The organism is Kitasatospora sp. NPDC029312 (genome assembly GCF_055569215.1).
Genome location: NZ_JBVHXY010000011.1, coordinates 1 through 19,931 on the forward strand (window position 1 = coordinate 1; position 19,931 = coordinate 19,931).

A 19,931-nucleotide genomic window follows, 5' to 3' on the forward strand; every position below is an offset into this window, starting at 1 on the left:
CCGTGTCCGGCGATGGCGAGGATGGCTTGGCTGCGCAGGGCGGCGATGCGGGCGCCGTCTTGGAGGGTGAGGGCTCCGGCGATGGTGGCGGCGGCGATTTCGCCTTGGGAGTGGCCGATGACGGCGGCGGGGTGGATGCCGAGGGATTGCCAGAGGTCGGCGAGGGCGACCATGGTGGCGAACAGAGTCGGTTGGACGATGTCGACGCGGGCGAGGTCAAGGCGGCCGCGCAGGGCATCGGTGAGCGACCAGTCGACATACGGCGCGAGCGCGGCCTGGCAGCGGGCGATGGACTCGCTGAACACAGCTGAGGTGTCGAGGAGTTCGGCGCCCATGCCGGTCCATTGGGAGCCCTGGCCGGGGAATACGAACACCGGTCGTTCGAAGGTGCTGGAACTGGTGGGTGTTGGGGTGGTGTCGTTGGCGATGGTGGTGAGGCTGACGGCCAGTTCCTCAGGGGTGTGGCCGAGGGCGACGGCGCGGTGGTCGTGGGTGGTGCGGGTGGTGAGGAGGGTGTGTCCGGCGGCGCGGAGGTCGGTGTCGGGGTGGTCGTGGAGGTAGGTGGCGAGTCGGGCGGCGTGGGCGCGTAGGGCGGTGTCGTCGCGGGCGGAGATGACCCACGGCACGACGGGCGAGGGCGCCGTGAACCCGGGCTGTTCGGCCGCAGCGACCTGTTCGGCGGCGGGGGCTTCCTCCAGGATCACGTGCGCGTTCGTCCCGCTGATCCCGAAGGCGGAGACGCCCGCCCGGCGCGGACGCCCGTCCTCCTGCGGCCACTTCCGCGTCTCGGTGAGCAGTTCCACCGTGCCCGAGGCCCAGTCCACATGGGAGGTGGGCTCGCTGACGTGCAGGGTGCGCGGCAGCACCTCGTTGCGCAGGGCGAGCACCATCTTGATCACGCCGGCGATCCCGGCCGCCGCCTGGGTGTGGCCGATGTTGGACTTCAACGAGCCCAGCAGCAGTGGCCGTTCGGCTGGCCGTTGCTGCCCGTAGGTGGCGATCAGGGCCTGGGCCTCGATCGGGTCGCCCAGCCGGGTGCCCGTGCCGTGGGCCTCCACCGCGTCCACGTCGGCGGCGGTGAGCCGGGCGTCCGCGAGCGCGGCGCGGATCACCCGCTGCTGCGACGGCCCGTTCGGTGCGGCCAGCCCGTTGGAGGCGCCGTCCTGGTTGAGCGCGGAGCCGCGCACCACGGCCAGCACCCGGTGTCCGTTGCGGCGGGCGTCGGAGAGCCGCTCGACCAGCACCACACCGATGCCCTCGGCGAGGCCGAACCCGTCCGCGTCCTCGGAGAACGCCTTGCAGCGGCCGGTCCCGGACAACGCGCCCATGCGGCTGAATCCGATGAACGAGTCGGGGGTCGGCATCACCACCGCCCCACCCGCGATCGCCATCGAGCACTCGCCGGCCCGCAGGGCCCGCGTGGCGAGGTGCAGGGCGACCAGTGAGGAGGAGCACGCCGTGTCCACCGTGATGGCCGGGCCCTCCAGGCCGAACGCGTAGGCCAGTCGGCCCGAGATGACGCTGGTGACGCTGCCGGTGATGACGTAGTCCTCGATGGCGGCCGACGCGTCGGCCGAACGGACGCCGTACCCGTGCTGCATGGCGCCGATGAAGGCACCAGTCCGGCTGCCGCGCAGGGCGGTCAGGTCGATGCCGGCCCGCTCGAACGCCTCCCAGGAGGTCTCCAGCAGCAGCCGCTGCTGCGGGTCCATCGCCAGCGCCTCGCGCGGGCTGATTCCGAAGAACCCGGCGTCGAACCCGTCGACGTCCCGGACGAACCCGCCCTGTTGGCCGCGCACCGCGTCCAGGTCCCAGCCGCGATCGGTGGGCAGGCCGGAGACCGCGTCGCCGTCGGTGACGAGCAGGCGCCAGAGTTCCTCCGGCGTCGTCACACCGCCCGGGAACCGGCACGCCATGCCGACGATCGCGATCGCCTCGTCGTCCTCGCCCGCCGCGACGGTGGTCGGTCCGGCCGGGGCGGCCACCTCCATCGCACCCAACTCCAGGACCCAGCGCCGCAGCTGGGCGGCGAGCGCGCTCGGCGTCGGGTAGTCGAAGACCAGCGTCGCCGGGAGGCGCAGGCCGGTGGCGGACGCCAGCCGGTTGCGCAGCTCGACCGCCGTCAGCGACTCGAACCCCAGCTCCTTGAAGGCGCGGTCGGGGCGGATGCCGCCCGCACCGCTGTGCCCCAGCACGGCGACGGCGTGAGTGGTGACCAGCTCGGTGAGCACCCGGAGCTGGTCCGGCTCGGGCAGGTCCGTCAGGGACCGCCGGAGCTCGGACCCGGAGCCGGCCGAGCCGGCGGCCGTCTCGGTGGAGGACGCCAGGACGGCGCGCGCCTCCGGGAGTTCGGCCAGCAGCGGGCTGGGGCGCACCGCGGTGAACAGCGGGACGAAGCGCTGCCAGTCGATCTCGGCCACCGCGACGAAGGTGTCGTCGTGGTCCAGCGCCTGCTGCAGCGCGGCGACCGCCAGTTCGGCGGGCATCAGCGGGAGGCCCTGCCCGCGCACCCGTCGGCGGGTCCGTTCGACGTCCAGATCGCCCAGGTTCTTCCAGGTGTTGACGGCGTCCTCCCAGACGCCCCAGGCGACCGACACCATCGGCAGGCCGCCCGCGCGGCCCTGCTCGGCCAGGGCGTCGAGCGCCGCATTGGCGGCCGCGTAGGCGGCGTGGTCACCACTGCCCCAGAAGCCGGCGATCGAGGAGAACAGCACGAAGGCGTCGAGCTGGTCCGGATCGAGCAGGTCGACCAGGTGCCGCGCACCGTCCACCTTGGCGGCCAGCACCTGGTCGAGGCTGTCCAGCGTGGTGTCGGCGACGGACGTCAGCTCGATGAACGCGGCTGTGTGCAGGACGGCCCGTACCGGGTGGCCGTCCGCCCGCAGTCGGTCGAGCAGCCCGGCCACCGCCTCGCGGTCGGCCACGTCGCACGCGGCCAGGGTGACGGCCACGCCGCGCTCGGCCAGCTCGGCGGCCAGGTCCGAAGCGCCCGGGGCGTCCGGGCCCGAGCGGCTGGCCAGCACGAGGTGCCCGGCGCCGTTGTCGGCCAACCAGCGGGCGAGTCGGGGCCCGAGGCTCCCAGTGCCGCCGGTGACCAGCACGGTGCCCCTCGGGCGCCACCCCCGGACGGGCTGGGTGTCACCGAGCGGCGCGTGGACCATCCGCCGGGCGAACAGCCCGGCCGCCCGGACCGCCACCTGGTCCTCCTCGGACGATCCCGCGAGCACCCGGGCCAGCTGACCGAGCGCCCGCTCGTCGGGCTCCTCCGGCAGGTCGACCAGACCGCCCCAGAGCTGCGACTGCTCCAGTGCGACCACCCGGCCGAGACCCCACAGCTGGGCCTGAACCGGATCCGCGGCGGCGTCGGACGGCCCGGCGCACACGGCGCCGCGGGTGGCGCACCACAGCGGCGCCCGGAGACCGAGATCGGCCAGTGCCTGCACCAGCGCCAGCGTGAGGGCGAGTCCGCTCGTCACGGTGTGCTTGCCGGGGTGGCGACGGGCGTCCAGTCCGAGGAACGACAGCACACCGGCCGGACCGGCCTCGCCGTCGCCGAGCACCTCACCCACCCTGGCCGCCAGGACGTCCCGGTCCGCGTCCGCCCCGGCCGCTTCCAGCAACGCGAAGCGCGCACCGCGCAGGCCGAGGAAGCGCACGGCCTCGGTGACCCAGGCGTCATCGGCGCGGCCCTCGGGGACGACGACCAGCCAGGTGCCGGAGAGCGAGGACGCGGCGCCCCCGGGCACCGGCTTCCAGGTGATCCGGTACCGCCAGTCGTCCACCGCCGAGCGGTCGCGGCTCTGCCGGTGCCACGAGGAGAGCGCGGGCAGCAGCACGCTCAGGGACCGCCGCTGCTCGTCGTCGTCCTCCACCCGCAGCGTGGCCGCCACGGCGGCGACGTCCTGCTCTTCGACGGCCTCCCAGAAGCCGGCGTCCACCGCGCTGGGCGCCGCCGGGCCGGCGGCGGACGGGGCGGCCGCGTCCTCGATCCACAAGTGCTGGTGCTGGAAGGGGTAGGTGGGGAGGTCGGGGTGGTGGCCGGGGTGGAGGTGGGGGGTCCAGTCGACGGGGTGGCCGTGGGTGTGGAGGTGGGTGAGGGAGGTGAGGAGGCGGGTCCAGTTGCCTTCGTTTCGGCGGAGGGTGCCGGTGGTGAGGGTGGGGTGGTCGGTGGTTTCGGCGATGTCCTGGATGGCGGTGGTGAGGACGGGGTGGGGGCTGATTTCGATGTAGGTGTGGTGGCCGTCGGTGAGGGCTGAGTGGACCGCGTCGGTGAGGAGGACGGGTTGGCGGAGGTTGGTGTACCAGTAGTGGGGGGTGAGGGTGGTGGTGTCGATGGGGGTGCCGGTGACGGTGGAGTAGAGGGGGATGGTGGAGGGCTTGGGGGTGATGTCGGCGAGTTGGTGGGCGAGGTGCTCGCGGATGGTTTCGACGTGGTGGGTGTGGGAGGCGTAGTCGACGTCGATGCGGCGGGCGCGGATCTGCTGGTTCTCGCAGTGGGCGAGGAGCTGTTGAACGGCCTGGTGGTCTCCGGCGATGACGGTGGTGGTGGGGCCGTTGTGGGCGGCGATGGCGAGCTGTCCCTGCCAGGGGGTGAGGAGTTGGGTGGTGTCCTCGTGGTTCAGGGGGATGGAGGCCATGGCGCCGTGTCCGGCGATGGCGAGGATGGCTTGGCTGCGCAGGGCGGCGATGCGGGCGCCGTCTTGGAGGGTGAGGGCTCCGGCGATGGTGGCGGCGGCTATTTCGCCTTGGGAGTGGCCGATGACGGCGGCGGGGTGGATGCCGAGGGATTGCCAGAGGTCGGCGAGGGCGACCATGGTGGCGAAGAGGGTGGGCTGAACGATGTCCACGCGGGCCAGGTCGAGGGTGCCGCGCAGGGCATCGGTGAGCGACCAGTCGACATACGGCGCGAGCGCGGCCTGGCAGCGGGCGATGGACTCGCTGAACACAGGTGAGATGTCGAGGAGTTCGGCGCCCATGCCGGTCCATTGGGAGCCCTGGCCGGGGAACACGAATACCGGACGGTCGAACGTGCCGCTGCCCAGCACGACCCCGGGCACGGTGGTGTCGTTGGCGATGGCGGTGAGGCTGGCGGCCAGTTCCTCAGGGGTGTGGCCGAGGGCGACGGCGCGGTGGTCGTGGGTGGTGCGGGTGGTGAGGAGGGTGTGTCCGGCGGCGCGGAGGTCGGTGTCGGGGTGGTCGTGGAGGTAGGTGGCGAGTCGGGCGGCGTGGGCGCGTAGGGCGTTGTCGTCGCGGGCGGAGATGACCCACGGCACCACGGGCGAGGGCGCCGTGAACCCGGGCTGTTCGGCCGCCGCGACCTGTTCGGCGGCGGGGGCTTCCTCCAGGATCACGTGCGCGTTCGTCCCGCTGATCCCGAACGAGGAGACCGCGGCCCGACGGATCCGCTCACCGGCCGGCCAGGGGCGCTCTTCGGTGAGGAGTTCCACCGCGCCCGAGGACCAGTCCACGTGCGGGGTGGGCTCGTCGACGTGCAGGGTGCGCGGCAGCAGACCGTGCCGCATCGCCATCACCATCTTGATCACGCCACCGACTCCGGCCGCCGCCTGGGCGTGGCCGATGTTGGACTTCAGCGAGCCCAGCAGCAGCGGTCGTTCGGCGGGCCGTTCCTTGCCGTAGGTGGCGATCAGGGCCTGGGCCTCGATCGGGTCGCCCAGCCGGGTGCCCGTGCCGTGGGCCTCCACCGCGTCCACGTCGGCGGCGGTGAGTCGGGCGTTCTTCAACGCCTCCCGGATCGCCCGCTGTTGGGCCGGTCCGTTGGGGGCGGAGAAGCCGCTGCTGCTCCCGTCCTGGTTGACGGCCGAGCCGCGCACCACTGCCAGCACCCGGTGCTCGTTGCGACGGGCGTCGGAGAGGCGTTCCACCAGCAGGACGCCCACGCCCTCCGCCCAGCCGGTGCCGTCCGCGCCGGCCGCGAACGCCCGGCAGCGTCCGTCGGCGGACAGCGCCCGTTGGCGGCTGAACTCGACGAAGCCGCCCGGCCCGGTCATCACGGTGACGCCGCCGACGAGAGCCATCGTGCACTCTCCGTTGCGCAGCGCCTGTCCCGCGAGGTGCAGGGCGACCAGCGAGGAGGAGCACGCCGTGTCCACCGTGATCGCCGGGCCCTCCAGGCCCAGGGTGTAGGCCACGCGCCCGGACACCACGCTGCCCAGGCTGCCCGTCATCAGGTAGCCCTCGAGGTCGTCGGGGGTCTCGCGCAGCCGCGCGGCGTAGTCCTGGTGCATCACGCCGGCGAACACGCCGGTCCGGCTGCCGCGGACCGACGCCGGGTCGATGCCGGCCCGCTCGAAGGCCTCCCAGGAGGTCTCCAGCAGCAGCCGCTGCTGCGGGTGCATGGCCAGTGCCTCGCGCGGGCTGATCCCGAAGAAGTCCGGGTCGAAGAGCGCGGCCTCGTGGAGGAAGCCGCCGGCCCGGGCGTACGTCTTTCCGACTGCTTCGGGGTCGGGGTCGTACAGCGCGTCCAGGTCCCAGCCCCGGTCCTCCGGGAAGGCCGAGATCGCGTCGCCGCCGCCGGCGACCAACTGCCAGAGGCCCTCGGGTGAGGTGACGCCCCCGGGGTAGCGGCAGGCCATGCCGACGATGGCGATCGGGTCGGAGGCGGCAGCGGTCAGTTTCCGGTTCTGCTGCCGCAGCGACTCGGCCTCCTTGAGGGAGGCTCGTAGCGCCTTGACGACTTCTTCACTGGATGTGGTCATCGCGAACTCCGAAACTCCGTGCCGTCGAGGGGCGTTGCGAGGAACGTTGCGAGGGGCGTTGCGTCGGGATCAGGTGTCACCGAGGGCGACCCGGATGAGGCTGTCCAGATCCATCGTGTCGAGGGCGCTGCCGTGTTCCTGTTCGTCGGTGTCCGCCGGTTCATACGTCGAGTCAACGAGATGGAGGAGGGTGCGGATCAGTCCGGCCTCCTGGAGGCGGGCCAGCGGGATGGTCGCCAGGGCCCGCCGGAATCCGGCCTCGCCGATCCCGCCGATGCCGTCGATCCCGTCGATGCCATCCAGGCCGTCGATCCCGTTGTGCTCGTCGGGGTCCGGCCCCTCCGTCGTCCGTTCCGCCGGGAACACCTCGTTCTCCAGGTGACGGGCGACGGCGGCTGGAGTCGGGTGGTCGAAGATCAGGGTGGCGGGCAACCGGCTGCCGCTCTCCCGGCCGAGCCGGTTGCGCAGCTCGAGCGCGGTGAGGGAGTCGAGGCCGAGGTCGAGGAAGCCGCGGTCGGGTTCGACTCGATCCGGTGAGGCGTAGCCCAGCACGGCCGCCACCTGCGCCCGGACCAGCTCCAGCAGGGCGCGACCGCGCTCCGCCGTCTCCATTCCGGCGAACCGCTGACGGAACGTCACCGTCGCTGGCACCGAGGTATCCCGGAGCCTCGGGGCCCGGACCAGACCGCGGAGGAGGGGCGGTACCTCGGACTGCGCCCGCAGGGCCGCGGTGTCCAGCCGGGCGGGGACCAGTACCGCGCGATCCGTCCGCAGCGCGGTGTCGAAGAGTGCGAGTCCCTGCTCGGAGGGCATGCCGGCGAGGCCGGTGCGGCTCAGCCGGCGGAGGTCGGCCTCGGCGAGGTGGCGGGTCATCCCGCTGGACTCCGCCCACAGGCCCCAGGCCAGGGAGTGCGCGGGCCGGCTCTCGGCGCGGCGGTGCTGGGCGAGGGCGTCCAGGAAGGCGTTGGCCGCCGAGTAGCTCGACTGGCCGGCCTGCCCCAGGACGCCTGCGGCCGAGGAGAAGAGGACGAACGCGCGCAGGTCGGTGTCCCGGGTCAGGTCGTGGAGGTGCCACGCCGCGTCGACCTTGGGCCGCAGCACGGCCGCCATCCGGTCGGGGACCAGGGCCGTGAGCACGCCGTCGTCCAGGACGCCCGCCGTGTGGATCACGCCGATCAGCGGATGCTCGGCGGGCACCTCGGCCAGTACGGCGGCGAGGGCGTCCCGATCGGCCGCGTCGCACGCGGCGACCGTGACCGTGGCGCCCGACGCCGTCAGTTCGTCCCGCAGTTCGGCCGCGCCGTCGGCGGCGAGCCCCTGCCGGCTGAGCAGCAGCAGGTGCCGCACGCCGTGCCGGGCCACCAGGTGGCGGGCGAACAGCCCGCCGAGCAGGCCGGTGCCTCCGGTCACCAGCACCGTGCCGGCAGGGCCGAACGGGGTCGGGGTCTCCGCCGCACCGGGCGTGACGGTCGCCAGCCGGGCGGCCGACACGCGGCCCGCGCGCACCGCCAGCTGGGGTTCCGGCGAGGAGAGCGCCCGGACCAGTGCCGGGTAGGAGTCGGGGTGGTCGTCCAGGTCGGCCAGAACGAGGCGGCCGGGGTTCTCCGACTGGGCGGACCGGATCAGGCCCCACAGCGGGGCGTGGACGAGGTCCGTGACGTCGTCGGCCGGGTCGACGGCCACGGCGCCGCGGGTGAGCAGGACGAGCCGGGAGTCGGTGAAGCGTTCCTCGGCGAGCCAGGCCTGGACGAGGGCCAGCGCGCGCCCGGCCGCCGCGTGGACGTGCTCGACGGTTGCTCCGGCGTCGGCCGGGAAGGACGCCACCACCGTCGCAGGCAGCGGGGCTTGGACAGCGAGGAGGTCGGCGGGCCGGCAGTATCCGGAGTCGTCGGCGTCGAGCAGGAGCGGCGGCGTTCCGTCGGGGCCGCCGGTTCCGGCCGGCAGCGGGACCCACTCCACCTGGTACAGCGAGTCGTGGTGGCCGTGGGTGGCGGCGCTGAACTGCTCGGGCGTCACCGGCCGCAGCGTCAGGGATCCGACCGAGACGACCGGGCCGCCGGCTTCGTCGGTCGCGGTGAGGGCGACGGTGTCCGGCCCGGTCGGGGTGAGCCGGACGCGCAGCGAGGTGGCCGCCGTGGGGTGGACGACGACATCGGACCAGGCGAACGGCAGGCGGATACCGTCGGAGCCCTCCAGCAGGCAGGCGTGCAGGGCCGCGTCCAGGAGCGCGGGGTGCAGGCCGAAGCCGTCTCCGTGCCGCTCGGGCGGCAGCCGTACCTCGGCGAGGATCTCGTCGCCGTGCCGGCCGACGGCCCGCAGGCCCTGGAACGCCGGACCGTAGTCGAAGCCGACTGCGGCCAGCCGGTCGTAGACCGCCTCGGCGGGGTCGAGCGCGGACGTCCAGGGCTGGGGCGTGTCCACGGATGCTGCGGGGCCCTCGGCGGCCAGGACGCCGGTCGCGTGCCGGGTCCAGCCGGTGCCGCCGTCAGGGGCGGAGTGGACGGTGACGGCGCGGCGGCCGGCTTCGTCGGGAGCGCCGACGCGGACCTGGAGGCGGACGGGGTGTTGCTCGGGGAGGACGAGCGGGGCTTCCAGCGTCAGTTCTTCGAGGTGCTCGCAGTCCGCCTGACGGCCGGCGTGGAGGGCGAGTTCGACGATCGCGGTCCCGGGGGCGAGGACGGTGTCCCAGACGGCGTGGTCGGTGAGCCAGGGGTGGGTGGTGAGGGAGACCAGGCCCGTGAGGACGAGTTCGTCGTCGTCGGCGAGCGGGAGTAGTGCGCTGAGGAGGGGGTGTTCGGTGGCGGTGAGGCCGGCGGCGCGGACGTTCCCGGTGGGGGCGGGGCTGTCGAGCCAGAAGCGTTCGCGCTGGAAGGGGTAGGTGGGCAGGTCGATCCGCTGGGCTCGGCCGGTGTCGGGGAGCAGGGTGTGCCAGTCGACGGGGGCGCCGTGGGTGTGGACTTCGGCGAGGGAGGTGAGCAGCCTGCGGAGGCCGCCTTCGTTTCGGCGGAGGGTGCCGGTGGTGAGGGTGGGGTGGGGGTGGAGGGTTTCTTCGATGGCGGGGGTGAGGACGGGGTGGGGGCTGACTTCGATGAAGCTGGTGTGCCCGTCGCCGTGGGCGGTTTGGAGGGCTTGGGTGAGGAGGACGGGTTGGCGGAGGTTGGTGTACCAGTAGTGGGGGGTGAGGGTGGTGGTGTCGATGGGGGTGCCGGTGACGGTGGAGTAGAGCGGGATGCTGGCTTCCCTCGGGGCGATGCCGGCGAGTTGGTGGGCGAGGTGCTCGCGGATGGCTTCGACGTGGTGGGTGTGGGAGGCGTAGTCGACGTCGATGCGGCGGGCGCGGATCTGCTGGTTCTCGCAGTGGGCGAGGAGCTGTTGAACGGCTTTGTGGTCTCCGGCGATGACGGTGGTGCTGGGGCCGTTGTGAGCGGCGATGGCCAACTGTCCCTGCCACGGGGCGAGGAGCTTCGTCGTGTCCTCGTGGCTGAGGGGGATGGAGGCCATGGCGCCGTGTCCGGCGATGGCGAGGATGGCTTGGCTGCGGAGGGCGGCGATGCGGGCGCCGTCTTGGAGGGTGAGGGCTCCGGCGATGGTGGCGGCGGCTATTTCGCCTTGGGAGTGGCCGATGACGGCGGCGGGGTGGATGCCGAGGGATTGCCAGAGGTCGGCGAGGGCGACCATGGTGGCGAACAGAGTCGGTTGGACGATGTCGACGCGGGCGAGGTCAAGGGTGCCGCGCAGGGCGTCGGTGAGCGACCAGTCGACGTAAGGATCCAGCGCGGCCTGGCAGCGGGCGATGGACTCGCTGAACACGGTCGAGGCATCGAGGAGTTCGGCGCCCATGCCGGTCCACTGCGAGCCCTGCCCGGGGAACACGAACACCGGACGCTCAAAGGCGCTCGTATCGTGCGGAGTTGGGGCCTCCCCGTCCGCGACGGCGGCGAGACCGCTCAGCAACTCCGTACGGCTCTCCCCGATCACCACCGCGCGGTGCTCGAAGACCGATCGGCCGGATATCAGCGCGCCGGCCACGTCGGCGGACTCCCAGTCCGGCCGTGCCACCACGGCGTCCCGCAGTTGTTCGGCCTGGGCGCGCAGCGCGGCCGGAGTCCGCGCGGAGAGCACCCAGGGTACGACGGGCGCGGGCGCCGTGAAGCCGGGCTGCTCGCCTGCGGCGGACGCGTCCTCTGCGGCGGGGGCTTCCTCCAGGATGACGTGCGCGTTGGTCCCGCTGATCCCGAACGAGGAGACCGCGGCCCGGCGGATCCGCTCATCGGCCGGCCAGGGGCGCTCCTCGGTGAGCAGTTCGACCGCGCCGGAGGACCAGTCCACGTGCGGGGTGGGTTCGTCGACGTGCAGGGTGCGCGGCAGGACGCCGTGCCGCATCGCCATCACCATCTTGATCACGCCACCGACTCCGGCCGCCGCCTGAGTGTGCCCGATGTTGGACTTCAACGAGCCCAGCAGCAGCGGCCGTTCGGCGGGCCGCTGCTGCCCGTAGGTGGCGATCAGCGCCTGGGCCTCGATCGGGTCGCCCAACCGGGTGCCCGTCCCGTGGGCCTCCACCGCGTCCACGTCGGCGGCGGTGAGCCGGGCGTCCGCGAGCGCGGCCCGGATCGCCCGCTGCTGCGAGGGGCCGTTCGGTGCGGAGAGTCCGTTGGAGGCGCCGTCCTGGTTGACGGCGGAGCCGCGTACCACCGCCAGCACCCGGTGTCCGTTGCGGCGGGCGTCGGAGAGGCGTTCCAGCAGCAGGACGCCGACGCCCTCGCCCCAGCCGGTGCCGTCGGCGGCGGCCGCGAAGGCCTTGCAGCGTCCGTCGGGGGCGAGGCCGCGCTGCCGGCTGAACTCGACGAACATGCCCGGTGAGGCCATCACGGCCGCCCCGCCCGCGATCGCCATCGAGCACTCGCCGGCCCGCAGGGCCCGGGTGGCGAGGTGCAGGGCGACCAGCGAGGAGGAGCACGCCGTGTCCACCGTGATCGCCGGGCCCTCCAGGCCGAACACGTAGGACAGCCGGCCGGACAGAACGCTGACGGTCGTACCGGTCAGGACGTGCCCCTCGACCGTGGCGTCCGCCTCGTGCATGCGGGCGCCGTAGTCCTGCGTCATCGCGCCGACGTAGACGCCGGTCCGGCTGCCGCGCAGCGCCGCGGGGTCGATCCCGGCCCGCTCGAACGCCTCCCAGGAGGTCTCCAGCAGCAGCCGCTGCTGGGGTTCCATCGCCAGCGCCTCGCGCGGGCTGATTCCGAAGAACCCGGCGTCGAACCGGTCCGCGTCGTGCAGGAAGCCGCCCGCGCGGGCGTAGGTGCGGCCGCTGCGGGCCGGATCCGGGTCGTACAGGGCGTCCAGGTCCCAGCCGCGGTTGCCGGGGAACGGTGAGACGGCGTCCCGGCCGTCCGCGACGAGTTGCCAGAGCTGTTCGGGGCTGCGGACCTCGCCGGGGAACCGGCAGGCCATCGCGACGATCGCGATCGGCTCCTGGTCGTCGGCAGCGGGCGGGGTGACCTCGGCCGCGGGGTCGGCCGCTCCGGTCAGCCGGGTGCGCAGGTCGCGCTCCAACGCCTCGCGCGTCGGGTGGTCGAAGAGCAGCGTGAGCGGCAGCGGCAGACCGGTCGCCGCCGTGAGCCGGTTGCGCAGTTCGACCGCCATGGCGGAGTCGAACCCGAGGTCCCGGAGCGGCCGGTTCCCGGCGGCCCGGGCCGCCGCAGGGCCGCGCAGCGCGGCGATCTCGGCGCGCACCAGGTCGCGGATCCACCGGTGCTGTTCGGCGCCGGACGGGACGGCGGCCGCCCCGGCGGTGCCCGGGCGGGGGGCGTCCGACCGCGCGGCGCGGAACGGGTAGGTCGGCAGCGGGACCCGCCGGGCGCCGGATCCGCCGAGGGCGGCCGGCCAGTCTGGCGCGGCCCCCCGGACGTGCAGTTCGGCCAGCGCGGTGAGGAACCGGTCGGCGCCGCCCCCGTCGCGGCGCAGCGTGCCGACGACGGCGGCGTCCGTCAGCCCCTCGTCGTCCAGGGTCTCCTGGAGGCCGCCGAGCAGGCCGGGGTGCGGGCTGACCTCCAGGAAGAGCCGGTGCCCGTCGGCCAGCAGGGCGCGGGTGGCGTCCTCGAACCGGATCTCGCTGGTGATGTTCCGGAGCCAGTAGCCGGCGTCCAGGGCCGCGGTGTCCAGGAGCCCGCCGGTGAGCGAGGAGTAGAACGGCACGGTGGAGCTGTGCGGGCGGACGCCGGCGAGGCCGTCGAGGATGAGGTCGCGGTCGAGGCCCAGCCCGGGGGAGTGCGCGGCGAGTCCGTTGCTCAGCCGCTTCGCCCGGACACCCTCGGCCGCCAGCTCGGTGAGCAGTTCGTCGACGGCCTCCCGGTCGCCGGAGAACAGGACGGATCGCGGCCCGTTGCTCCCGGCGACGACCAGTCGGCCCGGCCGGCGGGCGAGTCGGGGGGCGAGCTGTTCGCGGGTCAGGAGGGCGGAGGCGAGGTCGCCCCGGCCGGCCGCAGCGGCCTGGGCCCGGCTCCACAGCGCCACCACCTTGGCGGCGTCGTCCAGGGTGAGGGCGCCGGCGACGTGGGCGGCCGCGATCTCGCCGAGGCTGGCGCCCACCACGGCGACGGGCGCGACTCCGCAGGCGCGCCACAGCGCCGCGAGCGAGACCATCACGGCGAACAGGACGGGCTGGACGACGTCGACCGCCACCAGGGCGGGCGCGCCGGGCGCCCCGCGCAGGACGTCGCTCAGCGACCACGGGACGTACGGTGCGAGCGCGTCCTCGCAGGCCTGCATGCACTCCCGGAACGGCTCCGAGGTCTCCAGCAGGGCGAGGGCCATGCCCTGCCACTGGGTGCCCTGGCCGGGGAAGACGAAGACGGCTCCGCGCCCGGTGTCCGCCGTGCCGCGCACGAGCGACGGGGCGAACTCGCCCCCGGCGACGGCGCGCAGACCGTCGAGGGCGTCTGCTCGGCTGTCGACGACCAGGACGGCGCGCCGCTCGAACGCCGTCCTGGTCGCGGCCAGCGAGTAGCCGGCATCGGCGAGCCGGAGGCCGGGATCGGCCGCCAAGCGGTCCCGCAGCGCCCGGGCCTGGGCGCGCAGGGCGTCGTCGCTGCGGGCGGAGAGGACCAGCGGTGTCCAGGTGGTGGCAAGCGCCGGCCGGGCGGCGGGCCGGGGCACCGGGGCGGCCGCGGGCCCGGCCGGTACGGCTCCGACCAGGGCGAGGAGGCCGAGCGGGCCGGTGCCGGAGGCGGTGTGGCCGACGGTGACCACACCCTCGATCCGGTCCCCGTCGCGCTGCGCGTCCGGCAGCCGTCGGAGCACCGCGAGGACGGTGTCACCGTCGCCGGCGAGGGCGAGGTCGCATTCCCCCTGGCGCAGGCTCGCCGCGGCCAGCGCAACGGCCGACCGGGCGGGCGGGCCCGACGGGACCGCGGCGTCGGGGGAGTCCGTCGGCGCGTCGGTCGTCCGGGGCCCGTGGAGGCCCAGGACGGTGGCAAGGCGCTTCGCGGAGTGGTCCGGTGACGACGGGGTGAGGAAGACGCCGGTTCGGCTTCCGCGCAGCGAGGCGGGGACGATCCCGGCGTCCTCCAGGGCGCTCCAGGCGAGTTCCAGCAGCTGCCAGTCCTCGGGGCGGAACCCGGCGGCCTCGGCGGCCGGAACTCCGAAGAACGCGGGGCCGCCGTCGGGGCCGTCGTAGCCCTGCGGGTCGTCCCGCCGGTCGCCGCTCGTTCCGGGTGTCGGGCGGGAAAGTCCGATGACGGCGACCGGGTCGTCCGCACAACTCGTCTGGGGCACTGCGTACTCGGCCTTCCTCGTGGTCTCGATCTGCTGCCCGCTCTGCCGGAGCAGACGACGATGGAGCGCGTTCCGTGGTCGCCGTGCGTTCGAAGGCCGGGGCGGTCCGTCCCCCCGGTTGCGGTCCCGTCCCCGTCGTCGGTCCCGGCTCCGGCTGAGGTCCGCTCGTTCGCGGTGGCCGTGCCGCCGTGCCGCCGTGCCTCCTTCGTCCGGGAGAGGCGGTTGGCACCGCCTCATGTCGATCTATCCGCTCGGCGACTAGAAGACTGGCAGAACGATCTTGGCGGCGACTTGGAGGCGACTTGGAGGAGTCTTGGAGCGGCCCCCGTGGCCGTGCCGGACGGGCCCGGATGCGCACCGCGGCATGGGTCGTGCCCATGTCATATGCAGAACGACAAGAGGGCCCGGTGGCGACGGGCAGGTCATCCGTCGCCACCGGGCTGTCGGCAGGTGCCTAGGGTCGAGGTGGGTTCACGCGCAGCCCGCGACGGGGTCGCCGCGCAGGATCGAGCCGAACAACTCCTGCAACTCGGCGCCCGGGTCCACGCCGTACTCCTCCGCCAGGGTCCGCCGGGTCCGGTGGTAGGCGTCGATCGCCTCGGCCCGCCGCCCGGACCGATACAGCGCCTTCATCAGCAGCCAGCTGAACCGCTCCCGGGTCGGGAAGCGCAGGGTGAGCGCCGGCAGTTCGGCCGCGATCACCGAGAAGTCGTGCTCCTCCGCCAGTCTGGCCTCCCACAGGCTCTCCAGGGCGAGGAGCCGCAACTCCTCGAACCGCGAGGCGGCCTGCGCACCGAGCGCGTAGTCGCTCACCTCCGGGTAGGCCGATCCCCGCCAGAGCGCCAGGGCCTTCCCCAGGGTCCGGCTGGCCTTCTGGTACATCCCCGCCTGGAGCAGCCGCCGGCCGTCGTGCAGCAGGCGTTCGAAGAGTGCCGCGTCGAGGCAGTCGGTGTTCACCGCCAGCAGGTAGCCGGTCTGTTCGCGCCTCAGGACGGTGTCGCGGCTGCGGGGTGGCCGGTTCGGCTCCAGCAGTCGCCGGAGGTTGGACACGTAGCTGTGCAGGTTCGCCATGACGTCGTTCGGAGGGTTCCTCGGCCAGACGGCCTCGGTGAGCTGCTCCGCCGTCACCGGCTGGCCTGGCGTCAGGAGAAGGGTGGACAATACCGCCCGCTGGCGCGCAGACCCAGGATGCACTGGTATTCCATTGGCCTGGACCGCTAACGGCCCTAAGACATTGAAATGCATTGCGTGACCCTCCGCCACAAGTCACCCCCAGTAACGAAAAACCTGTCGGCCGCTCGACGGAAACACCTTGGTTCCGGGGATTGATCCGGAGGTCGCACGGGTTCTCGAGCGGGTGACGACAGACTACTTGCAAATCACCCCGAAAGAAGGTCTGGATCGGTGGCGCCGCTCTTGGTATGGCGCGTCGACGCGGGATCAGCTGCATCGACCACGATGACCGCCGCTGCGCCTGTTCAGGAGGGCTCAGGAGGCCGGAAGACCGGCCCGCCGGACCACCGCCGTTCGGCCGTCGGGATTTTGGCGTGATCTCACTCACGCGGGGCGCGCGGTGCGGTACGCTGCACATTCCCGTTCCGGCCCTCGCCTTCCACCGGCTGCCGCCCGGACATCCGGGCCCGGTGGCGGGAGCGGGACCGAAAGGATTACGCCGCGCCCGGATTGGGCCTCCCGGTTCTCGCCACCGGCCTTTCGTCCCGGTCGGCGGAGTCGCGGCGGGTGCATATCGACGAATCCATTTCACGCGGCGGTCGGCGGGATCCCGCCGACCCGGCCGGTCGGCTCCGGCCAAATTGCGCGAGCGGCGCGCCCCGGCAGGGGACGCGCCGCTCATCCGTTTCTTCTGAGGCGGGCTGTCAGTAACGGGTACTGACGGTCACTCCACTGAAGTCCGTGGTGGCGTACAGGCTGATGTACCGGTAGCCGGCGGTGGTGTTGGTGACGGTGAGCGTCTGCGCGGTACCCGGGTTGGTGGAGGAGGCGGTGAAGGTCGCGGGGGAGGCCCAGGTGTCGGGGTCGTAGTACAGCGAGGCGTTGCCGGTGCCGCCCGAGGTGGAGACCTTCAGAGTGGTGGTGCCGGCCGGCAGGTAGACGTAGAAGTAGTCGAGACCGCCGGCGGTGCGCGCCTGGTTCGGGCGTGAGCAGTTCTGGCCGAGCGCGTCGGTGCGCGGGTCGGTGCAGGTCGGCAGGCCGGCGCCGGTGGTGACGGTGACCGAGGACGGGGCGCTGGCGGTCTTGCCGGCGGTGTCGGTGACGGTCAGCGCGACGGTGTAGGTGCCGGGGGCGGCGTAGGTGTGCGCCGGGTTCCGCTCGTCGGAGCTGGTGCCGTCACCGAAGGTCCAGTGCCAGGAGGCCAGTGTGGCCGGGGAGTTGCTCTCGACCGACTTGTCGGTCAGGGTGACGGTCGCGCCGTCGACGGACTGGCCGAACAGGGCGGTGGGTCCGTCGGCGTAGCAGGCACCGGCGGCGCAGGTGTTCAGCCAGGCGTCGAAGTCGGCGTCGTAGGAGGTGCCGAGGTTGTTGTAGACGGCGTAGCCGCCCTGGTAGTCGCCGGTGCGGAAGTGGCTGAGCATGGCGCGGACGTCGGCCGGGTGCTTCTCGAACATGTACCGCACGGCCAGGTAGCCCCACGGGTAGGTGCGCACCGTGTCGGAGTTGGCGTAGGTGTTCTGGAAGATGGTGCTGAGCTTGTACCGGTGCGCGGCGGCCTCGGTCATCGCCTGGGTGTCGGTGGTGCCGCGGTAGGCGTAGGACTCGTACTCGGCGACGCCCTCGATCCACCAGATGTCCGGGACGGAGACCTCGGTGGTGAAGTCGCCCTTCAGGTCGTAGACGTTGTCGAGGTAGTGGGTGTACTCGTGGTTGAGGTTCCACACGTTGGCGGTGAAGCCGTCGTTCCACGCCTTCTGGTACATCACCGACACCGGCTGGTTCGCCGGGTCGGTGACGTCCATGATGGTCTCGCCGCCGTTGTCGGTGGAGTTGCCGTAGATCGCCCAGGAGTACGTCTTGTAGTCGTCCTGGCTGGCGAAGACGGCGAGGGTGATGGTCTTGCCGTACTGGCCGGGGATGGGGCCGTTGTCCTGGACGAGCTTGTGGAAGAAGCCGTCCTCGCCGCGCAGGCTCGCGCAGACGGCGGCCAGGTCCGCGGGGGAGAGGGCCTCGGCGCGGATGGTGCGGTTGTCGCAGACCAGGGTGCCCGGCAGGACGGCGGCGGTGAGCTTGCCCGGCAGGTCGCAGGTGCCGTAGTAGGAGCACTGCGCCTTGTCGTACTGGTTGGCGTTGTACGCGGTGTACACGTACAGCTTGCCGGTGGCGCCGGAGACCGGGGTGGTGTCGAGCACCTGCTTGACCAGCGGCTTGGCGAAGGCCTCGAGGCTGCCGCCGTCGCCGGCGGTGCGGGCGAGGTCGTTGCCCGCGTTGACGTCGAGGAACGCGTTCGCGGTGGTGAGCAGGTCCTTGTGGTTCTGCGCGAAGTTCGCCAGCGTGGTGGCGACGCTCGGGTCGGCGGTGACGGCGCTGACGTAGGCGGGGTTCCAGTTGCCGCGCCAGAGCGGGGCCCACAGCACGGCGTTGACGGCGCCGATCATCTTCGGGTACGCGGTGTAGCCGTTGTCGTAGCCGTTGAGGACCTGCTGGTAGACGTTCAGGTACTGGGCCTGGAGGTCGGCACTGTCGGTGAGGACCAGCACCTCGGTGAGGACGGCGCCGTTGGCGTCGGTGACGTCCGTCCGGTGCGCGCTCGCCAGGAAGGCGTCGAGGCCGGCCTTGACCGCCGAGGTCAGCGTGGCGTCGTAGGAGCCGACGGCGCTCGCGTTGTTGGACTGGACGTAGTAGCCGGCGCGCAGGAAGAGCACCAGCTGCAGGAAGTTGGTCGTGTTGTCGCCGGTGTAGGTGGCCGCCTGGGCCCGGAAGGCGTTGGCGACGGTGAGCATCTGCGACTGTTTGAAGATCTTGCCCGCGTCGGTGCCGGTGACGTTGTACAGCGTCTTGACGCAGTCCGTGGTCGAGCCCTGGATGAAGGAGACCAGGTCGGTGCCGCTGCGGGAGCCGAAGTCGGCGGGCGTGCAGGTGGCCGCGGCGGGGGCCTGGGCGGTGAGGAGGTGGCCGGCCGTCGGCGGGGCGCTCGGGTCCGGGGCGGTCTGGACGGCGGTCCCGGTGGGCTGGAGCGCGTGGCCGAGCAGGGCGGGCGGCAGCGGGGCGGAGGGGCGGCCCATGTCCTCCGAGGAGGGCGCGGCGGCGATCTCGGCACCGAACGGCTTCGGCGCGGCGGGGGCCTGGGACGGCTTGGCCGGGGCGTGGCCGGCCGTGGCCGGAGCCGTGACGGTCACCGCTGACGCGGCGAGAGCGGGGGTCGGGAGCAGAGCGGCGGGGCCGGCGAGGGCGGCGGCCACCAGGAGCGGAAGGGATTGGCGCAGACGCACTGCGGTGTCCTTGTCCTGAGGGGGGAGGCGACGGGGCGTCAGCCGCGAGGGGGGTGGGGGAATCGACCTACGGCCCGTCACCGGAATCAGGGTCAGAACAATGTCACAGGTTATATGTCATAGCAAGGGTGGGCGCAGCGGCGGCGCAACCCCCTCCACGGCGGGCTTCATCGGTGTGTCATCGACCGGTGCGACCGTCGTCCGGTGACCTCGGCCGAGCCCGGACCGCGACGAAGAGCGGACGTGCCGGCCGACTGCGTGGGGAGGATCAACATGCGAGCACGAAGGATCGCGGCCGCGACGGCCGGACTCCTGCTGACCGTCGGGCTGACCGCGGCCCAGGGAGCCACCGCCCAGGCGGCCACCACCCGGGTGGCCGCTCCGTGCGAGGGCACCTACACGATCGTCGTCGGGGGCACCGGCAGCTCCTGGAACAACGACGGCTTCTACGGCAACATCCAGCAGCACGTCGGCTACCCGACGACGATCCCCAACGGTGCGAGCGCCCGGGCGGGCGTCAACGAGCTGAACCGGCTGGTCCGCGACCAGCGGGCCGCGTGTCCGGGCCAGCACGTCAAGATGGCCGGGTACTCGCTGGGGGCCGGGGTGGTGCACACCTGGGTCACCGAGAACTGGCAGAGCTTCGACAACGTCAACGCCATCCTCGTCGCGGACCCCAAGCGCCAGGGCCCTCCCGGCGCCAACGGCGGCTCCGTGCCGTTCGGCGGCATCGTGGGCGCTCCGCTCGCCGGCGCCGACCGGTTCTTCGGCAACGTGCCCGTCAAGACGATCTGCCACTGGGACTACGTCTGCGACGAGTCGGCCGGCATCTGGACCTACCCGAACAACCACGTCAGGAACTACCCCGAAGACTTCAACATGGATCACCACAACGACAGCGCCAACGAGCAGTGGTACAACGGCGCCTGGTACCCGGCGTCCTGGTAGCCACGGGCCCGGTCGCCACGGGCACCCGTAGGCCGGGGCCCGGCTC

Annotated in this window: 5 protein-coding genes; 1 reads left to right on the forward strand and 4 read right to left on the reverse strand. The window is 72.9% G+C overall.

Annotated features, from left to right (window positions below):
* The 4 genes from ACZ4WV_RS11680 to ACZ4WV_RS11695 form a co-directional block, all read right to left on the reverse strand.
* Window positions 1-6,716: type I polyketide synthase (locus tag ACZ4WV_RS11680; protein WP_465745311.1), on the reverse strand; the 6,716-nt coding region annotated here is incomplete at its 3' end.
* A gap of 69 nt (window positions 6,717-6,785) precedes the next feature.
* Window positions 6,786-14,492 carry an SDR family NAD(P)-dependent oxidoreductase gene (locus ACZ4WV_RS11685; RefSeq protein WP_465745313.1) on the reverse strand — a complete coding sequence of 2,569 codons (7,707 nt, stop codon included), beginning with the start codon at window positions 14,490-14,492 and terminating at the stop codon, window positions 6,786-6,788.
* Between the two features lie 471 nt (window positions 14,493-14,963).
* Window positions 14,964-15,737: an AfsR/SARP family transcriptional regulator gene (locus ACZ4WV_RS11690; RefSeq protein ID WP_465745315.1), complete on the reverse strand. Its 774-nt coding sequence runs from the start codon at window positions 15,735-15,737 to the stop codon at window positions 14,964-14,966.
* A gap of 632 nt (window positions 15,738-16,369) precedes the next feature.
* Complete coding sequence (locus tag ACZ4WV_RS11695) at window positions 16,370-18,937, reverse strand: collagenase (RefSeq protein ID WP_465745317.1); 2,568 nt, start codon at window positions 18,935-18,937, stop codon at window positions 16,370-16,372.
* 273 nt (window positions 18,938-19,210) lie between these two features.
* On the opposite strand from ACZ4WV_RS11695, the gene ACZ4WV_RS11700 reads away from it, so the two are divergent.
* Window positions 19,211-19,885, forward strand: a complete 675-nt coding sequence (locus ACZ4WV_RS11700) for a cutinase family protein (protein ID WP_465745319.1) — start codon at window positions 19,211-19,213, stop codon at window positions 19,883-19,885.
* Window positions 19,886-19,931 lie beyond the last annotated feature (46 nt).

Bases quoted from the DNA above. Each gene is read 5' to 3' on its own strand.
- ACZ4WV_RS11690 (WP_465745315.1), bottom strand. From the start codon at position 15,737: ATGCATTTCAATGTCTTAGGGCCGTTAGCGGTCCAGGCCAATGGAATA.
- ACZ4WV_RS11700 (WP_465745319.1), top strand. From the start codon at position 19,211: ATGCGAGCACGAAGGATCGCGGCCGCGACGGCCGGACTCCTGCTGACC.